Origin of the sequence: Granulimonas faecalis, assembly GCF_022834715.1 — a bacterium.
Taxonomy (GTDB): domain Bacteria; phylum Actinomycetota; class Coriobacteriia; order Coriobacteriales; family Atopobiaceae; genus Granulimonas; species Granulimonas faecalis.
The window spans coordinates 1642850-1664378 of record NZ_BQKC01000001.1; the positions used below are offsets into that span (position 1 = coordinate 1642850).

General features: G+C 70.3%; 19 protein-coding genes. 9 read left to right on the forward strand and 10 right to left on the reverse strand.

The window, feature by feature from the left end; translation table 11 throughout:
• Nucleotides 1-91: 91 nt before the first annotated feature.
• On the forward strand, nt 92-1846 hold the full coding sequence (aspS, locus tag OR600_RS07380) for an aspartate--tRNA ligase (protein WP_135978372.1): 1755 nt from the start codon (nt 92-94) through the stop codon (nt 1844-1846).
• Nucleotides 1847-2117: 271 nt separating this feature from the next.
• Here aspS and OR600_RS07385 read toward each other — a convergent pair whose 3' ends face one another.
• The 7 genes from OR600_RS07385 to hisS form a co-directional block, all read right to left on the reverse strand.
• Entirely contained in the window at nt 2118-3770 is a 1653-nt protein-coding gene (locus tag OR600_RS07385) for a 4Fe-4S dicluster domain-containing protein (protein ID WP_135978349.1), read from the reverse strand.
• A 224-nt stretch (nt 3771-3994) separates the two neighbouring features.
• Nucleotides 3995-5770: an ABC transporter ATP-binding protein gene (locus OR600_RS07390; protein ID WP_135978348.1), complete on the reverse strand. Its 1776-nt coding sequence runs from the start codon at nt 5768-5770 to the stop codon at nt 3995-3997.
• Nucleotides 5767-7503, reverse strand: a complete 1737-nt coding sequence (locus OR600_RS07395) for an ABC transporter ATP-binding protein (protein ID WP_135978347.1) — start codon at nt 7501-7503, stop codon at nt 5767-5769. Before OR600_RS07395 ends, OR600_RS07390 begins: the two co-directional genes overlap by 4 nt.
• Before the next feature lie 27 nt (nt 7504-7530).
• A complete protein-coding gene (locus tag OR600_RS07400; RefSeq protein ID WP_135978346.1) occupies nt 7531-7980 on the reverse strand; it encodes a MarR family winged helix-turn-helix transcriptional regulator in 450 nt (149 codons plus the stop codon).
• Between the two features lie 376 nt (nt 7981-8356).
• Nucleotides 8357-9271, reverse strand: coding sequence for an RluA family pseudouridine synthase (locus OR600_RS07405; protein ID WP_251173087.1), 915 nt, complete (start codon nt 9269-9271; stop codon nt 8357-8359).
• Nucleotides 9272-9285: 14 nt separating this feature from the next.
• Nucleotides 9286-10137, reverse strand: a complete 852-nt coding sequence (locus tag OR600_RS07410) for a hypothetical protein (RefSeq protein ID WP_251173086.1) — start codon at nt 10135-10137, stop codon at nt 9286-9288.
• Nucleotides 10138-10156: 19 nt separating this feature from the next.
• A complete protein-coding gene (gene hisS / locus OR600_RS07415; protein ID WP_135978344.1) occupies nt 10157-11476 on the reverse strand; it encodes a histidine--tRNA ligase in 1320 nt (439 codons plus the stop codon).
• 239 nt (nt 11477-11715) lie between these two features.
• On the opposite strand from hisS, the gene OR600_RS07420 reads away from it, so the two are divergent.
• From OR600_RS07420 to OR600_RS07430, 3 genes are all read left to right on the forward strand, one after another.
• Nucleotides 11716-12543 (forward strand): amino acid ABC transporter substrate-binding protein, encoded by an 828-nt coding sequence (locus OR600_RS07420; protein ID WP_135978343.1) that lies wholly within the window; start codon nt 11716-11718, stop codon nt 12541-12543.
• Between the two features lie 73 nt (nt 12544-12616).
• Nucleotides 12617-13270, forward strand: a complete 654-nt coding sequence (locus OR600_RS07425; RefSeq protein ID WP_135978342.1) for an amino acid ABC transporter permease — start codon at nt 12617-12619, stop codon at nt 13268-13270.
• Nucleotides 13271-13279: 9 nt separating this feature from the next.
• Complete coding sequence (locus tag OR600_RS07430; protein ID WP_265590930.1) at nt 13280-14050, forward strand: amino acid ABC transporter ATP-binding protein; 771 nt, start codon at nt 13280-13282, stop codon at nt 14048-14050.
• Nucleotides 14051-14274: 224 nt separating this feature from the next.
• On the opposite strand, the gene OR600_RS07435 is transcribed toward OR600_RS07430, so the two are convergent.
• Nucleotides 14275-15345, reverse strand: coding sequence for a branched-chain amino acid aminotransferase (locus OR600_RS07435; protein ID WP_265590931.1), 1071 nt, complete (start codon nt 15343-15345; stop codon nt 14275-14277).
• A gap of 134 nt (nt 15346-15479) precedes the next feature.
• Between OR600_RS07435 and OR600_RS07440 the strand changes: the two genes are divergently transcribed.
• From OR600_RS07440 to OR600_RS07460, 5 genes are all read left to right on the forward strand, one after another.
• Nucleotides 15480-16517, forward strand: coding sequence for a threonine aldolase family protein (locus OR600_RS07440; RefSeq protein ID WP_265590932.1), 1038 nt, complete (start codon nt 15480-15482; stop codon nt 16515-16517).
• Entirely contained in the window at nt 16514-17455 is a 942-nt protein-coding gene (locus OR600_RS07445; protein ID WP_265590933.1) for a DMT family transporter, read from the forward strand. The genes OR600_RS07440 and OR600_RS07445 overlap by 4 nt, the downstream gene beginning before the upstream one ends.
• A 58-nt stretch (nt 17456-17513) precedes the next feature.
• The gene (locus tag OR600_RS07450; protein WP_135978337.1) at nt 17514-18437 is read left to right on the forward strand and encodes an alpha/beta fold hydrolase; all 924 of its coding nucleotides are present in this window, start codon (nt 17514-17516) and stop codon (nt 18435-18437) included.
• 132 nt (nt 18438-18569) lie between these two features.
• A complete protein-coding gene (locus OR600_RS07455) occupies nt 18570-18830 on the forward strand; it encodes a zinc-ribbon domain-containing protein (protein ID WP_135978336.1) in 261 nt (86 codons plus the stop codon).
• On the forward strand, nt 18809-19513 hold the full coding sequence (locus OR600_RS07460) for a nucleoside/nucleotide kinase family protein (protein WP_135978335.1): 705 nt from the start codon (nt 18809-18811) through the stop codon (nt 19511-19513). Before OR600_RS07455 ends, OR600_RS07460 begins: the two co-directional genes overlap by 22 nt.
• On the opposite strand, the gene OR600_RS07465 is transcribed toward OR600_RS07460, so the two are convergent.
• Nucleotides 19510-20154 (reverse strand): HAD family hydrolase, encoded by a 645-nt coding sequence (locus tag OR600_RS07465; protein ID WP_135978334.1) that lies wholly within the window; start codon nt 20152-20154, stop codon nt 19510-19512. The genes OR600_RS07460 and OR600_RS07465 overlap by 4 nt on opposite strands.
• The gene (locus tag OR600_RS07470) at nt 20144-21106 is read right to left on the reverse strand and encodes a DMT family transporter (RefSeq protein WP_265590934.1); all 963 of its coding nucleotides are present in this window, start codon (nt 21104-21106) and stop codon (nt 20144-20146) included. Before OR600_RS07470 ends, OR600_RS07465 begins: the two co-directional genes overlap by 11 nt.
• Nucleotides 21107-21529: the final 423 nt, after the last annotated feature.

Below are 21529 nucleotides of genomic sequence, written 5' to 3' on the forward strand. Positions count from 1 at the left end.
GCCGTCTACGCAACCTGCGCCGTCTTGGAGCAAGCCGCCCGCACCGGCACGGGGCGGCAAGACGAAAGGAACCACAGTGTCAGAGTTCTGCATGGCCACCCACACCGCAGGCGAGCTCCGCTCGTCCGACATCGGTCAGGACGTCGTCCTGTGCGGGTGGGTGTGGCGCCGCCGTGACCACGGCGGCCTCATCTTCGTCGACCTGCGCGACCGCGACGGGGTCACCCAGCTCACGTTCGACCCCGACAACTCCGGCGGGGAGGCCTTCCACACCGCGGAGGCCATCCGTCCCGAGTGGCCCATCATGGTCTCGGGCACCGTGCGCGCCCGCCCCGAGGACACCGCCAACCCCAACCTGCCCACCGGCGAGGTCGAGGTGCTCGTCCACGAGGTCGTGGTGCTCAACACCAGCAAGACCCCGCCCTTCCAGATCGAGGACGGCATCGACACCGCCGAGGACACGCGCCTGCGCTACCGCTACCTCGACCTGCGCCGCCCGGAGATGCAGAGGAACCTGAAGCTGCGCAACGACTTCACCTTCGCCATCCGCTCCGCGCTCCACGGCGAGGACTTCCTCGAGGTCGAGACACCCACGCTGGCCAAGTCGACCCCCGAGGGCGCCCGCGACTTCATCGTCCCCTCGCGCATCCAGCCCGGCAACTTCTACGCCCTGCCCCAGAGCCCGCAGCTGCTCAAGCAGCTCCTCATGGTGGGCGGCGTCGAGCGCTACTACCAGGTGGCCAAGTGCTTCCGCGACGAGGACCTGCGCGCCGACCGACAGCCCGAGTTCACCCAAGTGGACCTCGAGATGAGCTTCGTCACCCAAGACCAGGTCATGGCCATGGTGGAGCACGTGCTCAAGGAGGCCTTCTCGGCCGTGGGCGTGGACTTCGAGACCCCGCTGCGCCGCATCCCCTACTGGGAGGCCATGGACACCTACGGCTCCGACAAGCCAGACACCCGCTACGGCATGCACCTCATGGACGTCAGCGACATCTTCAAGGCCAGCCGTTTCAAGGTGTTCGCCGGCGCCGCCAACACCGAGGGCGAGCGCGTCAAGTGCATCAACGCCAAGGGTGCCGGCGCGTGGCCCCGCGCCCAGATCGACAAGCTCGAGAAGGTGGCCAAGACCCTGGGGGCCAAGGGCCTGGCCTGGATCGCCTTCCGCGAGGACGGATCCGTGAACTCCCCCATCGTCAAGTTCTTCTCCGACGACGAGATGGATGCCCTCAAGGCGCGCGCCGACGTGGAGCCCGGCGACCTCGTGATGTTTGCCGCCTGCGCCCGCAAGGAGGCCGACGAGATCCTCGGCGGCATGCGCTGCCACATGGCCGACGCTCTGGGCATCGAGCGCGAGGGCCACGACTTCCTCTGGGTCGTTGACTTCCCCATGTTCGAGCAGGACAAGGCCACCGGCCGCTACAGCGCCGAGCACCACCCGTTCACGCTCCCCGTGGAGCAGGACATCCAGCTCATCGACTCCGATCCGCTGGCCGTGGGCTCCTACACCTACGACTTCGTCATGGACGGGTTCGAGGCCGGCGGCGGCGGCCTGCGCATCCACAACGAGGAGCTGCAGCTCAAGGTGCTCGAGCGCCTGGGCTTCACCGAGGAGAAGGCCCGGGAGCAGTTCGGGTTCCTCCTCGAGGCCCTCTCCTTCGGCGCGCCCCCCATGGGCGGCTTCGCCCTGGGCCTCGACCGCGTGTGCATGCTGCTCGTGGGGGCCGACTCCATCCGCGACGTCATGGCGTTCCCCAAGACCTCGAGCGGCTCCGACCTCATGCAGGGCGCCCCGAGCCAGGTGTCGTCGGCACAGCTCAAGGACGTGAGCCTGCGGGTGGACTAGGTAGGCCGCGGCGGCAGCCCCGTCGCAGCGGCAGTCCCCGGTCAGGCCCCGGCGCGGCGCCCCCGGCGGCGTCAACCCCCGGTCGAAACCTGAACGCGACTGGGGGCACCGTCTCCCGCACCTGAATGCGGATGAGGGCGGATTTCCCGTCCCTGAACACCGATGAGGGCGGCTTCCGACGCAGAACCACGTCGGAAGCCGCCCTCAATCGCGTTCAGGTGGCGTTGCGGCAGACGGCGCCGGTGCCAGGCGGCGTCACGCCCAGGCGGCGTCACTGCTCCACGGGCTCCTCCACCGTCTCCACCGACAGCGTCTCCCGCAGCTCCTCGGGGGCAGGAACCCGCCTCTCGTTGCGAGGCGGCACCGGGGCGTCGTCGGGCTCGTCGCGGCCCATGGCCAGAAGCTCGGGAAGCTGCATGCGGTAGCCGTTCTCGGTGGCGTTCTTGCGCGGGGAGCGCTTCATGTAGGCCTTGACCTGGGCCTGGGACTTCTTGATGCCCTGGAGGGTGCCGGCACCGGCCACGCAGCCGCCGGGGCAGGCCATGCCCTCGATGAGATAGCCGGGATACTTGCCCTTGACGGCGTCGCGCATCATCTTGCGGCACTCGTCGAGGCCCTCGGCGGCGAAGACGTTGACCTCGCGGTCAGGCTCCATGCGCTTGACGGCGTTGACCACGGCGTTCGCCACGCCGCCCGAGACGGCGAAGCCGCGGCCGTCGGCGCTGGCGGCCCCGAAGTCGTTGTCGTCGGGCTTGGGCAAGGCGGTGTAGTCGACCTCCAGGGCCTCCATCATGCCCGCCACCTCCTCGAAGGTGAGGACGAAGTCCACCTCGGAGCGCACGGAGGTGCGCATGGCCTCGAGCTTCTTGGCCGAGCAGGGCCCCACGAACACGATCTTGGCGTCGGGGTGCTGCTCGCGCAGGAACCGGGCCGTGAGGGTCATGGGGGTGAGGGCCATGGAGATGCAGTTGGCGTTGTCGGGGAACTCCTTCTTGGCCATGGAGGCCCAGGCCGGGCAGCACGACGTGGCCATGAACGGAAGCTTGTCGGGCACCTCCTCGAGGAAGTCCTCGGCCTCCTGCACCGTGCAGAGGTCGGCGCCGATGGCCACCTCCTCCACGCCGGAGAAGCCCAGGATCTCGAACATCTCCCGCAGCTTGCCCACGTCGCCGCGACCGCCGTACTGGCCCACGAAGGCCGGGGCCACGGCCGCGATCACCTCGGCGCCACTCTTGATGGCCTTGATGACCTGGAAGATCTGGCTCTTGTCGGCGATGGCGCCGAAGGGGCAGTTGATGAGGCACTGGCCGCAGGAGACGCAGCGGTCGTAGTCGATGTCGGCGCGGCCCTGCTCGTCGGAGCCTATGCAGTGCATGCCGCAGGCGGCGGCGCAGGGGCGGTTGCGGTGCACGATGGCACTGTAGGGGCACACGCCGGCGCACCGGCCGCACTTGATGCACTTGTCCTGGTCGATGTGCGCCCGGTGGTTCACGAAGGAGATGGCGTCCTTGGGGCACACCTCCTGGCAGGGGTGGGCAAGGCAGCCCTGGCACTGGTCGGTGACCTTGTAGGAGTTCTCCGGGCACGCGTGGCACGCGAACTTGATGATGTTGACGAGGGGCGGCTCGTAATAAGCCTCGGGGCGCTCGGCCTCCTTGAGGCCGTCGGAGATCTTGTTGGGCTCGTCAACCGGCAGGAGGTTGAGGCCCATGGCCAGGCGGATGCGGGCGCCCACGATGGCGCGCTCGATGAAGATGCTCTCGCGGTACGTGGCCTTGTCGCCGGGGAGGATCTCGTACGGGAGACGGTCCGCCCAGTCGGGGTTGACGTCTCCGGCGAGGTAGGCCGCGCGGGCCACCTCCCGGAACACCTGGCGGCGGATCTTGGTCAGGTTGGTGTAGACCCCTCGCATGGTGTCGGGCATGGGTGCTCCTCTCCCCCGCCCGGGGCGGGCGGCGCGGACTCTCGGCATAGTGGTTTCATGATACGCGCCGCGAACGCCCAGGGCGGTGAGGACGGGGACGCCGCTGCCGTGCGGGAAAAGACATGCCCGCCGGTGCCGGGACGCGGACGGCGGCACGGCACCGGCGGTGGGACAGAAGTGCCCGACCATTGGGACAGAAGTGTCCGGGTGATGGGACAGGGCGGCTATGCGAACTGGGAGTTGTACAGCGTCGCATACGCCCCGCCGGCCTCCAGGAGGCTGTCGTGGGTGCCCTGCTCGACGATGGTGCCGTGGTCCATGTAGAGGATCAGGTCGGCGTCGCGGATGGTGGAGAGGCGGTGCGCGATGACGAAGCTCGTGCGGCCGTGCATGAGCCGGTCCATGGCGCGGCCGATCTCCACCTCGGTGCGGGTGTCCACGCTCGACGTGGCCTCGTCGAGGATGATCACCGGCGGGTTGCGCAGGAACACGCGGGCGATGGTGATGAGCTGACGCTGGCCCTGGGACAGGTTGGAGCCGTCGTTGTCCACCACGGTGTCGTAGCCCTGGGGCATGGTGCGGATGAAGTGGTCCACGCGGGCGGCCTTGGCGGCCTCCACGATCTCCTCCCGGGTGGCGTCGGGCTTGGCGTAGGCGATGTTGTCGGCGATGGTGCCGCCGAAGAGCCAGGTGTCCTGGAGCACCATGCCGAAGTTGTCGCGCAGGCCGTCGCGGGTGAGCTCGCGGGTGGGGACGCCGTCGAGCGTGATGCGGCCGCCGTCGACCTCGTAGAAGCGCATCAGGAGGTTGATGAGCGTCGTCTTGCCGGCGCCCGTGGGGCCCACCACGGCCACCTTCTGGCCTGGCAGGACGCCGAAGGAGACGTCGCGCATCAGGGGCTTCTCGGGGTCGTAGCCAAAGCGCACGTGCTCGAAGGTCACGGCGCCGGAGGCGTCGGCCACCACCATGGGGTGGTCGCAGTCGGGCTCCTCCTCGGGGGCGTCCAACAGCTCGAAGGTGCGCCGGGCGGAGGCGAGGGCGCTCTGGAGCGAGTTGACCATGTAGGCGGCCTGGACGAAGGGCTCGGCGGCCATGTTGACATACTGGAAGAACGCCTGGGCCACACCCACCGTCATGGCGCCCGAGAGCATCATGCCGCCGCACGATACGGCGATGACGGCCAGCGCCACGCGCTGGATGGTGCGCATGACCGGGTTCATGGAGCTCATGGCGATGTCGGCGCGGCGGGTGGCCACGCGGTTGGCGTCGGCGAGGCGGCGGACCTCGTCGTAGGTGGCCTGCTCCTGGTTGCAGGCGCGGATGACGTTGCGGCCGGTGTAGTACTCCTCCACGAGGCCGGTGAGCGCCCCCAGGGTCTCCTGCCGCTCGTCGGCCGCACTGAGGGTGCGCTTGGAGATGAGGCCGCAGAGGACGCCCGAGAGCGCCATGAAGGCCAGGTAGACGAGGGTGAGGCCCACCGAGTAGTAGATCATGACGCCGAGCACGCCCGCGATGGTTCCCACGGCGGTGATGAGCTGGAGGAGGCCCGTCTGCATGGTCTCGCTGATCTTGTCGAGGTCGCCGGTCACGCGGGTGAGCACCTCGCCGGGCTGATGGCCGTCGAAGAATCGCAGGGGCAGGCGGTTGAGCTTGGCGGCGATGGACTCGCGGAGCTGCAGGTTGAGGGTCTCGGCCACCGATGCCATGAGCTGCACCGACGCCCAGTAGAAGACCACCTGGAGCACGTAGAGCAGCGTGAGGAGGGCGAGCGACGAGCCCAGGGGGTCCCAGGCGATGGAGAAGGACCCCTCCCCCGCCAGGGTAGGCTGCACGGCGGCCCACAGGTCGTTGACGGCCACGGCGCTCTGGAAGGGCGCCCATATGAAGACCACGAGGTAGAGCACGCGGAGGACGAGGACAGCCATGAGGCGCGGGCGCTGGGGGCCCAGCTGCCCGAAGAGGCGGGCCGCGATGCCGAGGCGGGATCCGGGGTTCATCATGACAGCACCCCCTGCTTTGTCTGGGACGCCACGATCTCCCGGTACACGGGGCACGCGGCCATGAGCTCGTCGTGGGTGCCCAGGCCCACGGGGCGGCCCTCGTCGATGACGAGGATCTGGTCGGCGTGGCGGATGGTGCTCACGCGCTGGGCGATGATCAGCACCGCGGCCTCGGCGGTCTCCCCCGCAAGGGCGGCGCGCAGGGCGGCGTCGGTCTTGAAGTCCAGGGCAGAGAAGGAGTCGTCGAACACGTAGAGCTCCGACCTGGCCACGAGGGCGCGGGCGATGGCCAGACGCTGGCGCTGGCCGCCGGAGAAGTTGGAGCCGCCCTGGGCCACCGGGGCGTCGAGGCCCTCGGGCAGGCCGCGCACGAAGTCGGCCGCCTGGGCCACCTCGAGGGCGTGCCAGAGCTCGTCGTCCGTGGCGTCGGCACGCTCCCAGCGGAGGTTCTCCGCAATGGTGCCCGAGGCAAGCCACGCCTTCTGCTGCACATAGCCGATGCGCCCCCTGAGGGCGCGCTGCGTCAGGTGGCGAACGTCCACGCTGTCCAGCTCGAGGGAGCCCTGGGTCACCTCGTTGAAGCGCATGATGAGGCTCGCGATGGTGGACTTGCCCGAGCCCGTGCCGCCGATGATGGCGGTGGTGGTGCCGGGCCAGCACTCGAGGTCGATCCCCGTGAGGGCGTCCTCCTGCGCGTCCTGGTAGCGAAAGCGCACGCGCGAGAACCGCAGGGTGGGCACGCCCTCCTCGGGCGAGGGCCGGTCGACGGCGTCCGGGAGGTCGTCGATCTCCGGCGCGTAGTCGAGCACCTCCTGGATGCGGCTGGCGCACTCGAGGGCGCGGGGCACCATGATGAACACGAACTGCGCCATCAGGATGTACATGAGCACCATGATGGCGTACTCCACGAGCGCCGTGATGTCGCCGATACCCAGCTCGCCCACGGCGATGCGGGCGCCGCTGGTCCAGTAGACGGCGATCACGAAGACGTTCATCACCACGTACTGGAACCCGTCCACGTTGGTGAAGAGCTTGTTGGCCTTGATGGCGGTCTCCGCATAGGCGGCGAACGAGGCGTCGAGGCGCCCGTTCTCGTGGCGCTGGCGGTTGAAGGCCCGCACCACGCGCACGCCCGAGAGGTTCTCGAGCAGCACCTGGGTCATGGCGTCGAGCTGCTTCTGCAGGCGCGTGAACAGCGGAGACACCGAGCGCAGGATGGCGCCCACCACCACCATGAGCACGGCGATGGACGCCACGAGGAACCAGCCGGCCGTGACGTCCACCGAGAAGGTCATCACGAGCGCGGCCACGGCCATGAGGGGCACGGGCACCACCATGAGGATGGCCTGGGTGAGCAGGGTCTGCACCGTGGTGACGTCGGAGGAGGTGCGGGTGGTGACGGAGGCCACGCCGAAGTGGCGGAAGTCGTAGACGGAGAGCCTCATGGACTTGGCGTAGAGCGCGCAGCGGATGTCGCGCCCCACGGAGGTGCAGAGCTCGGCGCAGAGGGCCGCGGCCGCCGTGGTGGCGACGCCCGTGACGAGGGCGACGAGCGACATCTGCAGGCCGGCCTCGACGAGCAGCGAGAACGACGCGTGGGCGGTGCCCAGGTTGAGGACCCGCGCGGCGACGGTGGGGATGGCGAGCGTGCCCACCACGTCCACGGAGAGCAGGAGGCAGATGAGCAGGAACTTGAGGCGGTAGGGCTTCAGGAAGTGAAGGATCAGCCGCACTGGTTCTCCTTTCTTGCGAACGGGGCCTCAGCGGTTCAGCGAGGCCAGTGACGGGGCGAGGGCGGCGAGGTAGCGGCCCATGACGCGGTTGAGCATGGTCCGGTCGGCGGCGGGCAGCGCCTCCCACACGGCCTTCTCCGCCTCGTCGAGGGCCACGAGGTGACGCTCCACGAAGGCGTCACCATCCCCGGTGAGGCGGGCCCGTTTCACCCGGCCGTTGTCGGGGTCGGGCTCGAGCACCACCAGGCCCCGGGAGCAGAGCTGCTTGAAGGCGGAGTTCACGGTCTGGCGGCTCGCCCCGAGGTGGTCGGCCACCTCCGCCTGGCTCGTGAGGCCGTTGTCGGCCACGGCGGCCAGGCACCAGAACTCCGTGGGCGACACGCCGCAGCTGCGGGCGTACATGTCGTAGACGCGGTCGATGGCGGCGTAGGTGTCGCGGAAGGTCTCTACGGACCCGTCTTCGTTGGACTCTGCCATGGGTGGCCCCCTCTCGACGATGGCGGCGGCCGGGGGACGCCGCGGCGCCCGAGGGCCAACGGTCCGAAATCATACTGTATGAGTTCGGATGGTTCTGAGCCGCGGGCGGGGCGGGTTCCTCGTCCACGAAATCGTCACAGGAGGCGGACGGCGGGCGGCCCCGACCTGCCGAACTGCACCAGGTAGCTACTTGGCGCGCTTTTCGGCACCGGGGGCCGGCGGCATGCACCAGGTAGCTACTTGGTGCACTTCCCGGTATGAGAAGGGCGCCCCGATATGCACCAAGTGGCTACTTGGTGCACTTTTCCGCGTGAAAGAGGCCCTCCCCGTGCACCAGGTAGCTACTTGGTGCACTTCCCGGCACGGCGCCCCTCCCCTAGAGGGCGCCTTCGGGCACGAAGGGGACCATGCGGTCGGGCACCGGCGCCTCCACGCGAATGCGCTGCCCCGTGAGCGGGTGCGTGAAAGCCTCCCGCCACGCGTGGAGCATGAGGCCGCTGGCCGCGGGGCCGCCGTAGAGGCGGTCGCCCACCACGGGATGGCCCGCCCAGGCCGCATGGGCCCTGATCTGGTGGCGGCGACCCGTGTGGATGGAGGCCGTGCAGAGCGTGGCCTCGTGACCGCCGGGGAGGCGCACGGGGGCCAGGGGCGAGATGCGCGTCAGGGCCGCGCGGCCGGCCCCCACGTGCATGCGGCGCGCGTCGTGGCGGTCGCGGCCCACGGGCCGCTCCACCGTGAGCTCGCGGTCCACGGAGCCGGCCAGCAGCGTCAGGTAAACCTTCTCCATGGAGCCGTCGGCCACCTGGGCGTCCACGGCGGCCTGGAACTCCGGCGCCAGCGAGAAGAGCACGAGGCCCGAGGTGTCCACGTCGATGCGCTGCACCGGGTGGGCCTCCCTGACGCGCCCGTCGGCGGCCAGGCGCGCCTGCACGCGGTCCACGAGGCACTCGGCGCCGGTGCCGTCGGAGTGCACGAGCAGGCCGCAGGGCTTGTCGGCGGCGAGGAGCAGGCCGGCCGGGTCCTCCCAGGCCACGGCGGCGGGCTCGACGTCCGGGAACTCCGGGTCCGCCGGCTCCAAGAGGAGCTCCACGACGTCGCCGGGCTCCAGGGCCACCGGCGCCTGGAGCGGCACGCCCTCGCGGCACACCCGGTGGGCCGACTCTGCGGCAGCGGCGGCCGAGCGGGACACCCCCGCGGCGAGGAGCAGCTCGCGACAGGTGCAGGCGCCGCGCACGGCCAGGCGCACGGCGTCGTCGGATGCGGACAGGACGCGGAAGGGACGGCGGGCCACGGGGCCTCCTCGGATCAGCGGGACACAGGGAGCAGCGGGCGCAGGACCTCCATGGCCCTGGCGGGGTAGCGCAGGCAGAGCTCGTTGCGCGAGAGGTCGCGGGCCACCGTGGGGGCGGGGGCGCCGAGGGCGCGGGCGAGGTCGTCGGCGCTCTCGCGGTAGGGACGGCCGTCGAGGCCTCCCAGGGCGACCACGACCCGAAGACCCGGGGCCGCCCCGACGGGCACGCGCCACCCCTCCACGGCCGCCGTCATGGCCTCCACGACAGGGCGCGGCGTCACGGCGACGTCGGCGGCGAAGCGGTCCAGGTAGGCCCGGGGTATGGCCAGCCCGTCCATCTGGCTCGCGACGTAGCGGCGCCGCCTGGCCACGCGCTTGAGGGCGCGGTCCGCCGCCCCCACGGCCCTGTCGAGGGCCTCGGCCCCGCCGGGGCGCATCAGGGCCGGGCCGCCCATGAGGCACCAGGCGAGGCCCGTGAGCCAGGCCGAGGGGCGCGACCCCGGCACCTCGCGGCATAGCACGTCGCCCACGAGGAGGGGGCCGGTCGCCCCAGTGCCGGCGAAGGCCGCCTCCACAGCCACCTGGCCGCCCATGCCCCAGCCGACCGTGGCCGCCAGGGGCCCGTGGGCGCGGGCCCAGTCCAGGAGGGAGCCCGCCTCGGCGGCTATGCCGGGGAACGCGCCGCCCGCAGCCTCGCCCCAGCCGTCCCAGCCCGCAAGCAGGGCGAGGAGGCCCTCGGGCAACTTGGACGACAGGGGCGCCACGGCCCACCAGCCGCAGAGCTCCGGGGGAAGGAACGCCACCACGGGCCGGCCGTCGGGCTCGGCCTCCTCCCCCGTCGCGGGGTCCACGAGATGAAAGATCACGGCGCGCCCCCTATCGGGTTCAGACGAGGTTCCGGACGGCCTCCACGAGCCCGTCCATGGGCACCTGCTCCTGCTCGTGGCTCGCCATGTCGCGCACGGTGACGGCACCGGCCGCGAGCTCGTCGGGGCCGATGACCACGCACAGACGCGCGTTGTGCTTGTCTGCCTGCTTGAACTGGCTCTTGAGGGAGCGGCCCTGGTAGTCGGCCTCCACGCGCACGCCGGCGCGGCGCAGGGCGAGGCACGCCGAGAAGACCGCGTCGCGGCACTCGGGGGCGGCGCAGGCCACGTAGACGCAGGACGGCTCGGGGCCGGCGAGGTCCACGCCCTGGTCCTCCAGGGCGAGCATGATGCGCTCGAAGCCCACGGCGAAGCCGATACCCGGGGTGGGCTTGCCGCCCTCGAGCTCCATAAGGCCGTCGTAGCGGCCGCCGCCGCCGATGGCGCTCTGGGAACCCATGCCGCTCGTGACCTGCACTTCGAAGACAGTGCGCGTGTAGTAGTCGAGGCCGCGCACGAGGGTGGGGTCCTCCTCGTAGGCCACGCCGGCCTCGTCGAGGTAGGCCTTCACGCGGGCATAGTGATCGGCGCACTCGTCGCAGAGCTCGTCGGCGATCTTAGGCGCGGCGGCCATGACCTCGCGGCAGCGGTCGTTCTTGCAGTCGAAGGCGCGCAGCGGGTTGGTGTCGGCGCGAACGGCGCACTCGTCGCACATCTCGTCGGCGTGGTCGAGGATGAACCGCCTGATCTTCCCGCGGTAGGCGGGGCGGCAGGCGGGGTCGCCCATGGAGTTGACCAGCAGCCGCACGCGGGACATGTCGAGGCCCAGGGCCCGGTAGAAGTCCATGAGCATGACGATGACCTCAGCGTCGAGGGCCGGGTCGGAGGCGCCCAGCACCTCGGCGCCGATCTGGTGGAACTGGCGCAGGCGCCCCTTCTGCACGCGCTCGCCGCGGAACATGGGGCCGGCGTACCACATCTTCACCGGCGCGCCGCCCTGGGGCACGAAGGTGTTCTCCACGGCCGCGCGCACGAAGCCCGCCGTGCCCTCGGGGCGCAGGGCCAGGCGCTTGCCGGGCTTGAGGCCGGCCTCGGAGCCCTTCTCGAGCACGTTGGCGAAGTTGGCGCCCGAGAAGACGCGGAACATCTCCTTGCGCACGACGTCCGTGGAGGTGCCGATGCCGTGGACGAAGACGTCCACCTGCTCCATGGCCGGCGTCTCGATGGCACTGAAGCAGTAGCGGGAGAAGGTCTCGCGGGCGACGGCCTGCATGCGCTCCCAGGCGCGCATGCGCGCCCCGAAGAGGTCCTCGGTTCCTTCTGGTTTCTTGGCTTGCATGGGGCCTCCCGGCGGCTCTGGGTGGATCGATGGGGTCGACCCCCATCTTCCCACCGCAGGCGGGGACGAGACAAGGCACCGGGCCGGTTTGTCACGGGGGCGCCGCGGCCGGGTCGCGGCGGCCCGGTTGCGGCGGCTGCCCGGTCCCGCCATTGTTGCCAGGAGGTGACAGGAACCGCCCAGACGCTTTACTGTGATAAAGTGACAGGCCACAGACCGCCCCCGCCCGAGGAGGACCCATGGCCAAGAAGCTGTTCCCCACCCTCGTCTGCTGCGCCCTCGCATGCCTCGCCCTCATGGGGCTCTCCGCCTGCTCCCAAGGGGCGCCCGACGGCGCCCCCGAGGCCGAGGCGTCCACCGAGAAGCTCGTGGTGGGCTACGACAACTCCTACCCGCCCTACGGCTTCATCGGCGACGACGGCAAGCCCTGCGGCCTCGACCTCGACCTGGCCCAGGCCGTCTGCGACAGGCTCGGCTGGGAGCTGGAGTGCCAGGCCATCGACTGGGACGCCAAGGACGCCCTCATGAACCAGGGGTCCATCAACTGCATCTGGAACGGCTTCACCATGGAGGGCCGTGAGGACAAGTACACCTTCTCCGAGCCCTACATGCTCAACGAGCAGGTGATCGTGGTGAAGAAGGGCTCCGGCATCGGGGGCTACGACGGCCTGGCCGGACGCACCGTGGCCACCCAGGTGGACTCCGCCGCCCTCGAGGTCCTCCAGAGCGACCGGGCCGACCTCGCCGCCACCTTCGGGTCCCTCGACCAGATCACGGACTACAACAACGCCTTCGCCCAGCTCGAAAGCGGCCTGGTGGACGCCGTAGCCTGCGACCTGTCCATCGCCGCCTACCAGACCTCGGCCAACCCCGACGCCTTCGTCATGCTCGACGAGCCCCTCTCCTCCGAGCACTACGCCGTGGGCTTCAAGCTCGGCGACACCGAGCGCGCCGAGAAGGTCACCCAGGCCCTGAAGGAGCTCGCCGCCGACGGCACCGCCAAGGAGATCTGCGAGCGCTACGCCGAGTACGGCGTGGACTACGACGGCAACTGGACCCTCGGGTAGGTCCGCACGACAGACATGGCATCGGGGCCCCGGGCGCGCGTGCCGGGGCCCGTTTCCGTCAGGAAGGCACCGGATGGAGTTCGCAGTCATGATGGACGTCCTGCTCCAGGGACTCGTCCTCACCCTCGAGATCTTCGTCGTGACCCTCGTGGGCGCCCTGCCCCTGGGCATCGTGGTGGCGCTCGGGCGCATGAGCCGCTGCCGCCCCGTGGCCGCCCTGGTGCGGCTCTACATCTCGGTCATGCGCGGCACCCCGCTCATGCTGCAGCTCATGGCCATCATGTTCTGCCCGTACTACCTCTTCGGCCTCAACATGGGCCCCGACTGGAAGTTCGTGGCCTGCGCCGTGGGCTTCATCCTCAACTATGCCGCGTACTTCGCCGAGATCTACCGCTCCGGCATCCAGTCCATCCCGCGCGGCCAGTACGAGGCGGCCGAGGTGCTCGGCTACACGCGCTCCCAGACCTTCTGCCGCATCGTGCTGCCCCAGGTGGTCAAGCGCATCCTGCCGGCCATCGGCAACGAGGTGATCACGCTGGTCAAGGACACGTCGCTGGCCTTCGTGCTGGGCATCATGGAGATGTTCAACGCCGCCAAGGCCCTCGCCGCCCGCGAGGTGTCGATGGTCCCCTACCTCGTCGCCGGCCTCGTCTACTGGGGCATCAACCTGCTGATCGAGGCGGCGCTCTCCTCCATCGAGAGGCGCCTGTCCTACTACCACGACTAGGGGGTCGCCATGACCGACAACCGCGACGGCGCCGTGGTGCGCCTCTCCCACGGGCGCAAGGCCTTCGGCGACACCGAGGTGCTGCGCGACATCTCCCTCGAGGTGAACTCCGGCGACGTGCTGGCCGTGATCGGGCCGTCGGGGGGCGGCAAGTCCACGCTGCTGCGCTGCCTCACCCTGCTGGAGCACCTGGACGACGGGTCCCTGGCGTACGGGGACCTCGAGGTGGCCCGTGGGGAGGGCGGCCGCGCCGTGTACGCCAGGGCGCCGGAGCTCAAGGCCGCGCGGGAGCGGTTCGGCCTCGTGTTCCAGAACTTCAACCTGTTCCCCCACCGCACGGTGCTGCAGAACGTGGCCGACGCCCCGCAGGTGGTCAAGGGCGCGCCCCGCGGCGAGGCCGAGGCCCGGGCGCGGGAGCTCCTCGCCCAGATGGACCTGGCCGGCAAGGAGGACCTCGTGCCCTGCGAGCTCTCCGGCGGCCAGCAGCAGCGCGTTGCCATCGCCCGCGCCCTGGCCATGGACCCGCAGGTGCTCTACTTCGACGAGCCCACGAGCGCCCTGGACCCCGAGCTCACCCAGGGCGTGCTCCGCGCCATCCGCGAGCTGGCGGCCCGGCACATGACCATGGCGATCGTGACCCACGAGATGGCCTTCGCCCGCGACGTGGCCGACCGCGTCGTCTTCATGGACGGCGGCCGCGTGGTCGAGGAGGGCCCGGCCGAGCAGGTCATCGACCACCCGGCGGAGGAGCGCACGAGGGAGTTCCTGGCCAGCTACTGACTGTCCCATCACCCGGACACTTTTGTCCCAGTGGTCGGGCACTTTTGTCCCAATCCTGCGCCCCCGAGAGACGCCGCGCCCGCGGGCGCGCCCGACTCTCGGAGCGCCAGCGGGCGCGGCGGCAAACCGGTCCCCGTCGGACATCAACAGAGAAATATGCGAAGTGACAGATGGGCCAGGCACCGCTGTCACGCCCGGCGGCGCGGCGGGGCCCCTGCCGCCCCCTACTCCACCGGGATCCGCACGATCCAGCCTTCGGGCGCCTCCACGGTGCCGGCCTGGATGCCGGTGAGGGTGTCGCGGAGCCTGGTCATGACGGGGCCCATCTCGTCGGCGCCGCCGTTGAACACCACCTCGTGGTCGCCGGCGACGATGCGGCCCACGGGGCTGATCACCGCGGCGGTGCCGCAGAGGCCGCACTCCACAAAGCCGTCCACCTCGTCAAAGCGCACCGGGCGCTCCACGACCTCCATGCCGAGCATGTCCCGGGCCACGGAGACGAGGCTGCGGCGGGTGATGGAGGGCAGGATGGAGTCCGTGGCGGACTGGGGCACCACGAGGCGACCCTCCCCGTCCACGAACAACACGTTGGCGCCGCCGGTCTCCTCCACGTAGGTGCGGGTGGCGGAGTCGAGGTAGAGGTTCTCCGAGAAGCCCCTCTCGTGGGCCTTCTCGTAGGGGTAGAGGCTCATGGCGTAGTTGAGGCCGGCCTTGATGTTGCCGGTGCCGTGGGGCGCGGCGCGGTCGTACTCGGACACGCAGATGGTGATGGGCTTCACACCGCCCTTGAAGTAGGGGCCCACGGGCGTCACGAGGATGCGGAACTGGTACCTGTCGGCGGGGCGAACGCCGATGACCTCGCCGGTGGCGAACATCACGGGGCGCACGTAGAGCGTGGCGCCGGAGCCGAAGGGAGGCACCCAGGCGGCGTTGGCGGCCACGACCTGCCTCACGGCGTCCACGAAGCGGTCCTCGGGAAACGGCGGCATGACGAGGCGCTCGGCCGAGTCGGCCATGCGGCGGGCGTTGAGGTCGGGGCGGAAGCACACGATGGAGCCGTCCTCGGTGGTGTAGGCCTTGAGGCCCTCGAAGCACTCCTGGCAGTAGTGAAGGATGCCCGCGCACTCCGAGAGCGTGACGGTGTGGTCGGCGGTGAGCCCGCCCTCGCCCCAGGCGCCGTTCTCGTAGTCGCAGACATAGCTGTAGTCGCAGGGCTGGTAGCTGAAGGTGAGCTCGCCCCAGTCGATGTCCTTCTTCTCCATGGCAGGTCCTCTCGTTTGCCGGCTTCGGGCCATTCTACGGCGCCGAGCCGCCCCCCGACGGGCCCCGTCACAGAGGCGCAACCATGGCCTCGGCCGCAATGGGGGGACCATGGCCCCGGTCGCTATACTAGCCCCGTGCCACCAGACGCCCGGCAGCAGGGAGGACCATGCGCAGCTTCAAGAACGACTACTCCGAGGGGGCCGCCCCCGAGATCCTGGCGGCCCTCGTGGACACCAACGGCGAGCAGACCGTGGGCTACACCGAGGGCGACCCCCACACCGAGCGGGCCCGGGCCCTCATCCGCGAGGCCTGCGGCCAGCCCGACGCCGCGGTGGAGTTCTGCGTCGGCGGCACCAGCGCCAACCTCATCTGCGTGGCAGGCATGCTCCGTGATTTCGAGGGGGTCGTCTGCACCCCCGACGCCCATATCAACACCCACGAGACCGGGGCCGTCGGGGCCTGCGGGCGCACGGTGCTCCCCACCCACGACGGGGACGGATTCCTCTCGGTTGAGGAGGCCGAGCGCGTCTGGGGGTTCCAGACCAGCTGCGGGCGCCACATGACCCGGCCGACCCTGGTCTACATCACCGACTCCACCGAGTTCGGAGGGGTGTGGGACCGCAGGCGCTTCGACGAGGTCTGCGACTGGGCCGAGGGGCACGGCTGCAAGGTCTATGTGGACGGTGCCCGTCTGGGGGCTGCCCTGGAGTCGCCCGCCAACGACCTGTCGCTGGGCCACATGGCCAGCCGGGCCGACGCCTTCAGCATCGGGGGCACCAAAAACGGCATGCTCTTCGGCGAGGCCGTGGTGATCCGCGACCCCGACCTGCGGCGGGACTTCCCCTACCTGCAGAAGATGCGCGGCGGCCTCATGGCCAAGGGACGCCTCCTGGGGGTGCAGTTCGAAGCCGCCTTCGAGGACGGCCTCTACTGGCGCCTGGCCCGACACGCCGACGAGTGCGCCCTCGCCCTGCGCGACGGCCTGATGGCCGCCGGCTACGAGCCCTACCTGCGAAGCGACACCAACCAGCAGTTCTTCACCGTGGATGCCGGGCTCGCCCGTGCCCTCGAGGACGCCTGCGGCTGCGAGATCTTCCTCACCCTGCCCGACGGCCGCCAGGTGGTGCGCTTCGTGTGCTCCTGGGCCACCGAGACGGCCGACGTGGCGGAGCTCGTCGCCTTCTGCTCCGAGATGCCCCGGTGAGCGCCTCGGGCAGAGGGGCCGGCGGGTTCCTCGGCACCCGCCCGGGCCTGGCGGTCGGGGCCCTCGTCTGCTGCCTTCTCTGGGGAAGCGCCGTGCCCGGGGTCTCCCTGGGCTACGGCCTCTTTGGCATCGGGAGCGGCGACGCCGGGGGCCAGATGCTCTTCGCGGGCGTGCGCTTCTTCCTGGCGGGCGCCTGCATCCTGGCCTTCCGCTGGGCCCAGGCTGGGGTCCCTCCCCTGCTCGACCGCGCCGGCGCCCACAGCGCCGCCAAGCTCTGCCTCACCTGGACCGTGGGGCAGTACACCTGCTACTACCTGGGGCTCGCCCACGCCACCGGGGTGTCGGCCTCGCTCATCCAGGGGCTCGAGGTCTTTGTGGCGCTGGTGGTGGGGGCCTGCGTGTTCCACACCGAGGCCCTGACCGGGCGCAAGGTGGCCGGGTCCCTCGCCGGCGTGGCCGGCCTCGCCCTCTTCAACTGGGGCGGCGCCATGGGCTTCTCCCTCAGCGGGGAGGGGCTGCTCGCCCTCGCCACCGTGTTCGCCGCCGTGGCGAGCGTCCTGGCCTCCCGCTACTCCCGCGAGAGCGACCCGGTGCTTCTCGCCGGATGGCAGTTCGTCATGGGAGGGGCCGCCCTCGCCGCCCTCGGCTGGGCCCTCGGCGGCCGCCTGCCGCCCACCGGCGCCGGCGCCTGGGCCGTCCTGGCATGGCTCGTGGCCGTCTCGGCCGTGGCCTACACCGTCTGGAGCGTCCTTCTGGCATCGCACCCGGTAAGCTCCGTGGTGGCCTACAGCTTCACCCTGCCGCTTTTCGGCGTGGTCATATCCCTTCTGACCCTGGGCGACCAGGGGCACCCCCTGGGTGCGGCGGCCCTGGCCTCGATCGCCGTGGTGTGCCTGGGCATCTGGCTCGTGGAGACCCCCGCCAAGGGTCGGCGCTGACCCCGGGGCCTATGATGGGAGGTCGCAACCGCACGTCCCCTTCCATCCGAGGAGTCCCATGGAACCGCGCCTGTTCACCCTTTCCTCCCCCTTCGACGGCCTTGGGCTCTCCTGCGCCGAGACCGTGCCCGAGGGACGCCCAAAAGGCCTCGTCCAGATCTCCCACGGCATGGAGGAGCACAAGGAGCGCTACTACCCCTTCATGGGATGGCTGGCCGACCACGGGTTCGCCTCCGTGATCCACGACCACCGGGGCCACGGGGCGTCCGTGGCGAGCAGCGAGGACCTCGGGTTCTTTGGGGACGAGACGGGCCGGGCCATCGTCGGCGACCTCCTCTGCGTCCAGGAGCACTTCGAGGCGGCCCACCCGGGGCTCCCCCTGGTGCTGTTCGGCCACTCCATGGGGTCGCTCGTGGTGAGGAGCCTGATCAAGGACTCCGACGACGCCGTCGACGGCCTCGTGGTGTGCGGGGCCCCGGGGGACAACCCAGGCAAGGACGCCGCCATGGTGCTGGTGAACGCCCTCTCCATGGTCAAGGGGCCCCGGGCCAAGTCGCCCCTCGTGAACAGCCTGGTCTTCGGGGGCTACGGCAAGGGGCTCCCCGGCGAGCACCCCCTGCGTTGGCTCTCCGCCAACGAGCGGAACGTGCGGGCCTACGACGAGGACGACCTCTGCGGCTTCGTGTTCACCCTCAACGGCTACAAGAACCTGCTCTCCCTCGTGCGCGACGTCTACGACATCCACGGTTGGGCCGTCAGCCGCCCGGACCTGCCCATCCTGTTCATCGCCGGCGCCGACGACCCCGTCACCTTGGGCGAGAAGGCCTGGAACGACGCCCAGGGATTCCTGCGCGACCGCGGCTACCGCAACGTGTCGGGCAAGCTCTACCCCGGCATGCGCCACGAGATCCTCAACGAGGAGGGGGCCCAGGAGGTGTTCGACGACGTCCTGACCTTCGTCGAGGAGGCCTGCGGCGTGTAGCAGACCGCCACAGGTTTTTGAAATGGGACCCTTGGTGGTATCGGCCTTACAAAAAGGGTTCACAAATGAAAATCGCACTGTAAAATGGGGCCACTGACATACCTGTCCGCACCCTATGGGAAGAGGCACCCCATGAAGTGCATCAACTGCGGCCACGACGTCTCCGACCAAACGGGCTTCTGTCCCACCTGCGGGTCCGAGCTGCGCTTCGACTTCTCCCTGCACCGCCACCCCATCCAGCCCGACCTCGACACCCCGGCCCCGAGCGGCGAGGCCTGCGCCTTCGACCGCACGGCCGACCGGGCCCTCATGAAGCGCGGCATCCGCATCGCCAACATGGTGTGGGCCGCCCTGGTGGTGTTTGCCGCCGTATGCCTGCTCATCCTGCTGTGAGCCGCACCGTCCCTGCCGAGACCTTCCACCTCACGGTCAACGGGCTGCCCCAGGCGGCCCGTTTTGCCAAGGAGGACATCGACGGCGCCCTCAGGCCCCTGGCCCACCGCATCCTCCTGGCCGGCCCCGGCCCCGTGCTCGTGGCCGGGCCGCCGGGGTCGGGCAAGACGACGGTGGCCCTGGTGCTCGAGGAGCTCTGCAAGGCGGAGGGAAAGAGGGTCCCCGCCCTGTCCATGGACGGCTTTCACCGGTCCAACGCCTGGCTTGAGACCCATGGGCTCCTGAGGCGCAAGGGGGCACCGGAGACCTACGACTTCCCTGGCCTCCGCCGTGCCCTCATCCATCCCGACCCCTGGCCCGTGTATTCCCGGGTTGCCCACGACGTGGTGGGAGACACCGTGGCCGTGACCTGCCCCACCTACATCGTGGAAGGCAACTACCTGCTCCTCGACGAGGAGCCTTGGCGTGGCCTGGCGCCCCTCTCCCCCCTCACCGTGTGGGTTGAGGTGGACCCGGCCCTCCTCAGGGAGCGCCTGGTGGGCCGCAAGGTGGCAGGGGGCATGGCCCGCCCGGACGCCGAGCGGTTCTTCGAGGCGTCAGACTCCCTCAACGTGCGCCGATGCCTGGAGCGGCGACTGCCCGCAGACGTCGAGCTGCGGCTCACGCCCGCCGAGGAGCTCTAGAGCCCCAGGTCGAGGGGCCAGGCGGCCAGCGTCTCGTCGGCCGCGGAGGTGTCCTGCCGGATCTGCGAGCCGGTGAAGGCCACGACGTGGAGGCCGGCGGCCTTGGCGCTCGCGATGCCCACCGGGGAGTCGTCCACAGCGATAGCGTGGGAGGCGTCCACCCCCAGGAACGACAGGGCCAGCAGGTACGGGTCGGGTGCCGGCTTGCGGCGCTCCACCATGTCGCCGCCCACCATGGCGTCGAAGCAGTCCATGGCGCCGATGCGCGACAGGCCGTAGGCGAGGTCGCAGGCGGCCGTGGTGGAGACGACGGCACACTTGACGCCGGCGGCCCTGAGCGAGCGGACGCACTCGAAGGCCCCGGGGAAGACCGCGATGTCCATGGAGCGGTAGATCTGGGAGCTGGGGCGGCGCCGGGCCTCGAAGTTCTCGGCCGTCAGGTCGGGGCGCCCGTGGTTGGCGAGGATGGCCTCGACGGACGCCTTGCCGTCGGTGCCGCAGACGGTGTGGGCCTCCTCCAGCGGCACGTCGAGCCCGAGGGACCGGTAGGCCTCGAGGTCGAGCTCGATGCCGAGGGGCTCGGTGTCGGCCAAGGTGCCGTCGAAGTCGAAGCAGACGGCCTCGATGGTCTCAGGACGCATGGTTCCTCCCAGGGGTCTCGGGTTGCTCGGGTTGCTCGGCACCCTTGGCCCGGCGCTCGCGGTACCAGGGCCAGCCGTTGGAGATGAGCACGGCGGTGAATATCAGGGCGAAGCCGAGGGTCAGGCGCCCCGACAGAATCTCGTGGCCGGCCACGACGGAGAAGAGGACGCCCGCCGGCGACTCCAGGCAGGCGAGGAGCGAGCCCTCCGCCGGCGGCACACGGGTGAAGGCGTAGTTCATGGCGGCGAGGCTCACGAACGAGCACACGACGCCGAAGTAGACGAGCTGCAGGACCAGCGGCGGCGTGAAGGTGGCCGGCGACGGGACGGGCTCGAAGACCGCGAGCAGCGCCGACAGGCCGAACATGGCGATGAACTGCCAGGCCGTGAGGGCCCAGATGTCGAGCTCGCCGCCGCAGCGCGCCACCTCGACGAACTGCAGGGCGAAGAGCAGGGCGCACACCACGGTGAGGACGTCGCCGAAGTTGACGAGGCCACCGCCGTCGAGCCCCACGAAGCCGAGGCCTGCCAGGCACACGGCGGCCGCCGCGAGGTCCCAGCGGTGGGGTCGGCCCATGCCCATGGCCCAGGCGATGAAGGGGACCATGACGACGTAGCTGCCGGTGATGAAGGCGCTCTTGCCGGGGGTGGTCATGGTGAGGCCCACGGTCTGCACCGCGTAGCCGCCCCACTCCCACAGGCCGAGAAGCAGCCCGACGCCGATGGTGCGGCGGTCGAGGTGCGCGCGGACGTTCTTGGAGAAGACGACGAGCATGAGGACGGCGGCCATGCCGAAGCGGATGGCGAGGAGCCAGAAGACCGGCAGCGACTTGGTGGCGTCCTTCATCATGAACGCCGATGACCCCCAGATGACGGCACAGGCCACGAGCATGAGCTTGGCCGCCGTCGGCGACGAGACGGCGCGACGGAAGAAGCCTGCGGGTAGGGCCATGGTCCTCCTTGTACATGGGGTGCGAGGTCGACGTCCCAGTATAGCGGGGACCCGCGACGACACGGCGTGACAGAGGTGCCTGGCCCATCTGTCACTTCGCATGTTGCGATGCTGATGTGCTGGGCGGGCGCGTGCGTGGTAGGCAGCATGTGCGAGGTGGGCGGGTGGGAGCGGGACGCACCCGCCCCGCCCGCTGCAGCGACGGACGCGAAAGGCGTAAGCGCCGCGAATGCACCGGGCGGCGACACGAGAGCCACGATGCGCAACGCCACTGGCACGAAGGCCCCTCAAGATTTGGCACGAGAGGTCCTCGATACGCGATAAGCCTGGCACCGACAGCCGTCAGTGCGCGATTTGAGGCCCGAGAAGCCCGTTTTCCGCGCAATGGCGGTGCTTGATGCCAGCGGAACCGCGCACTGAAGG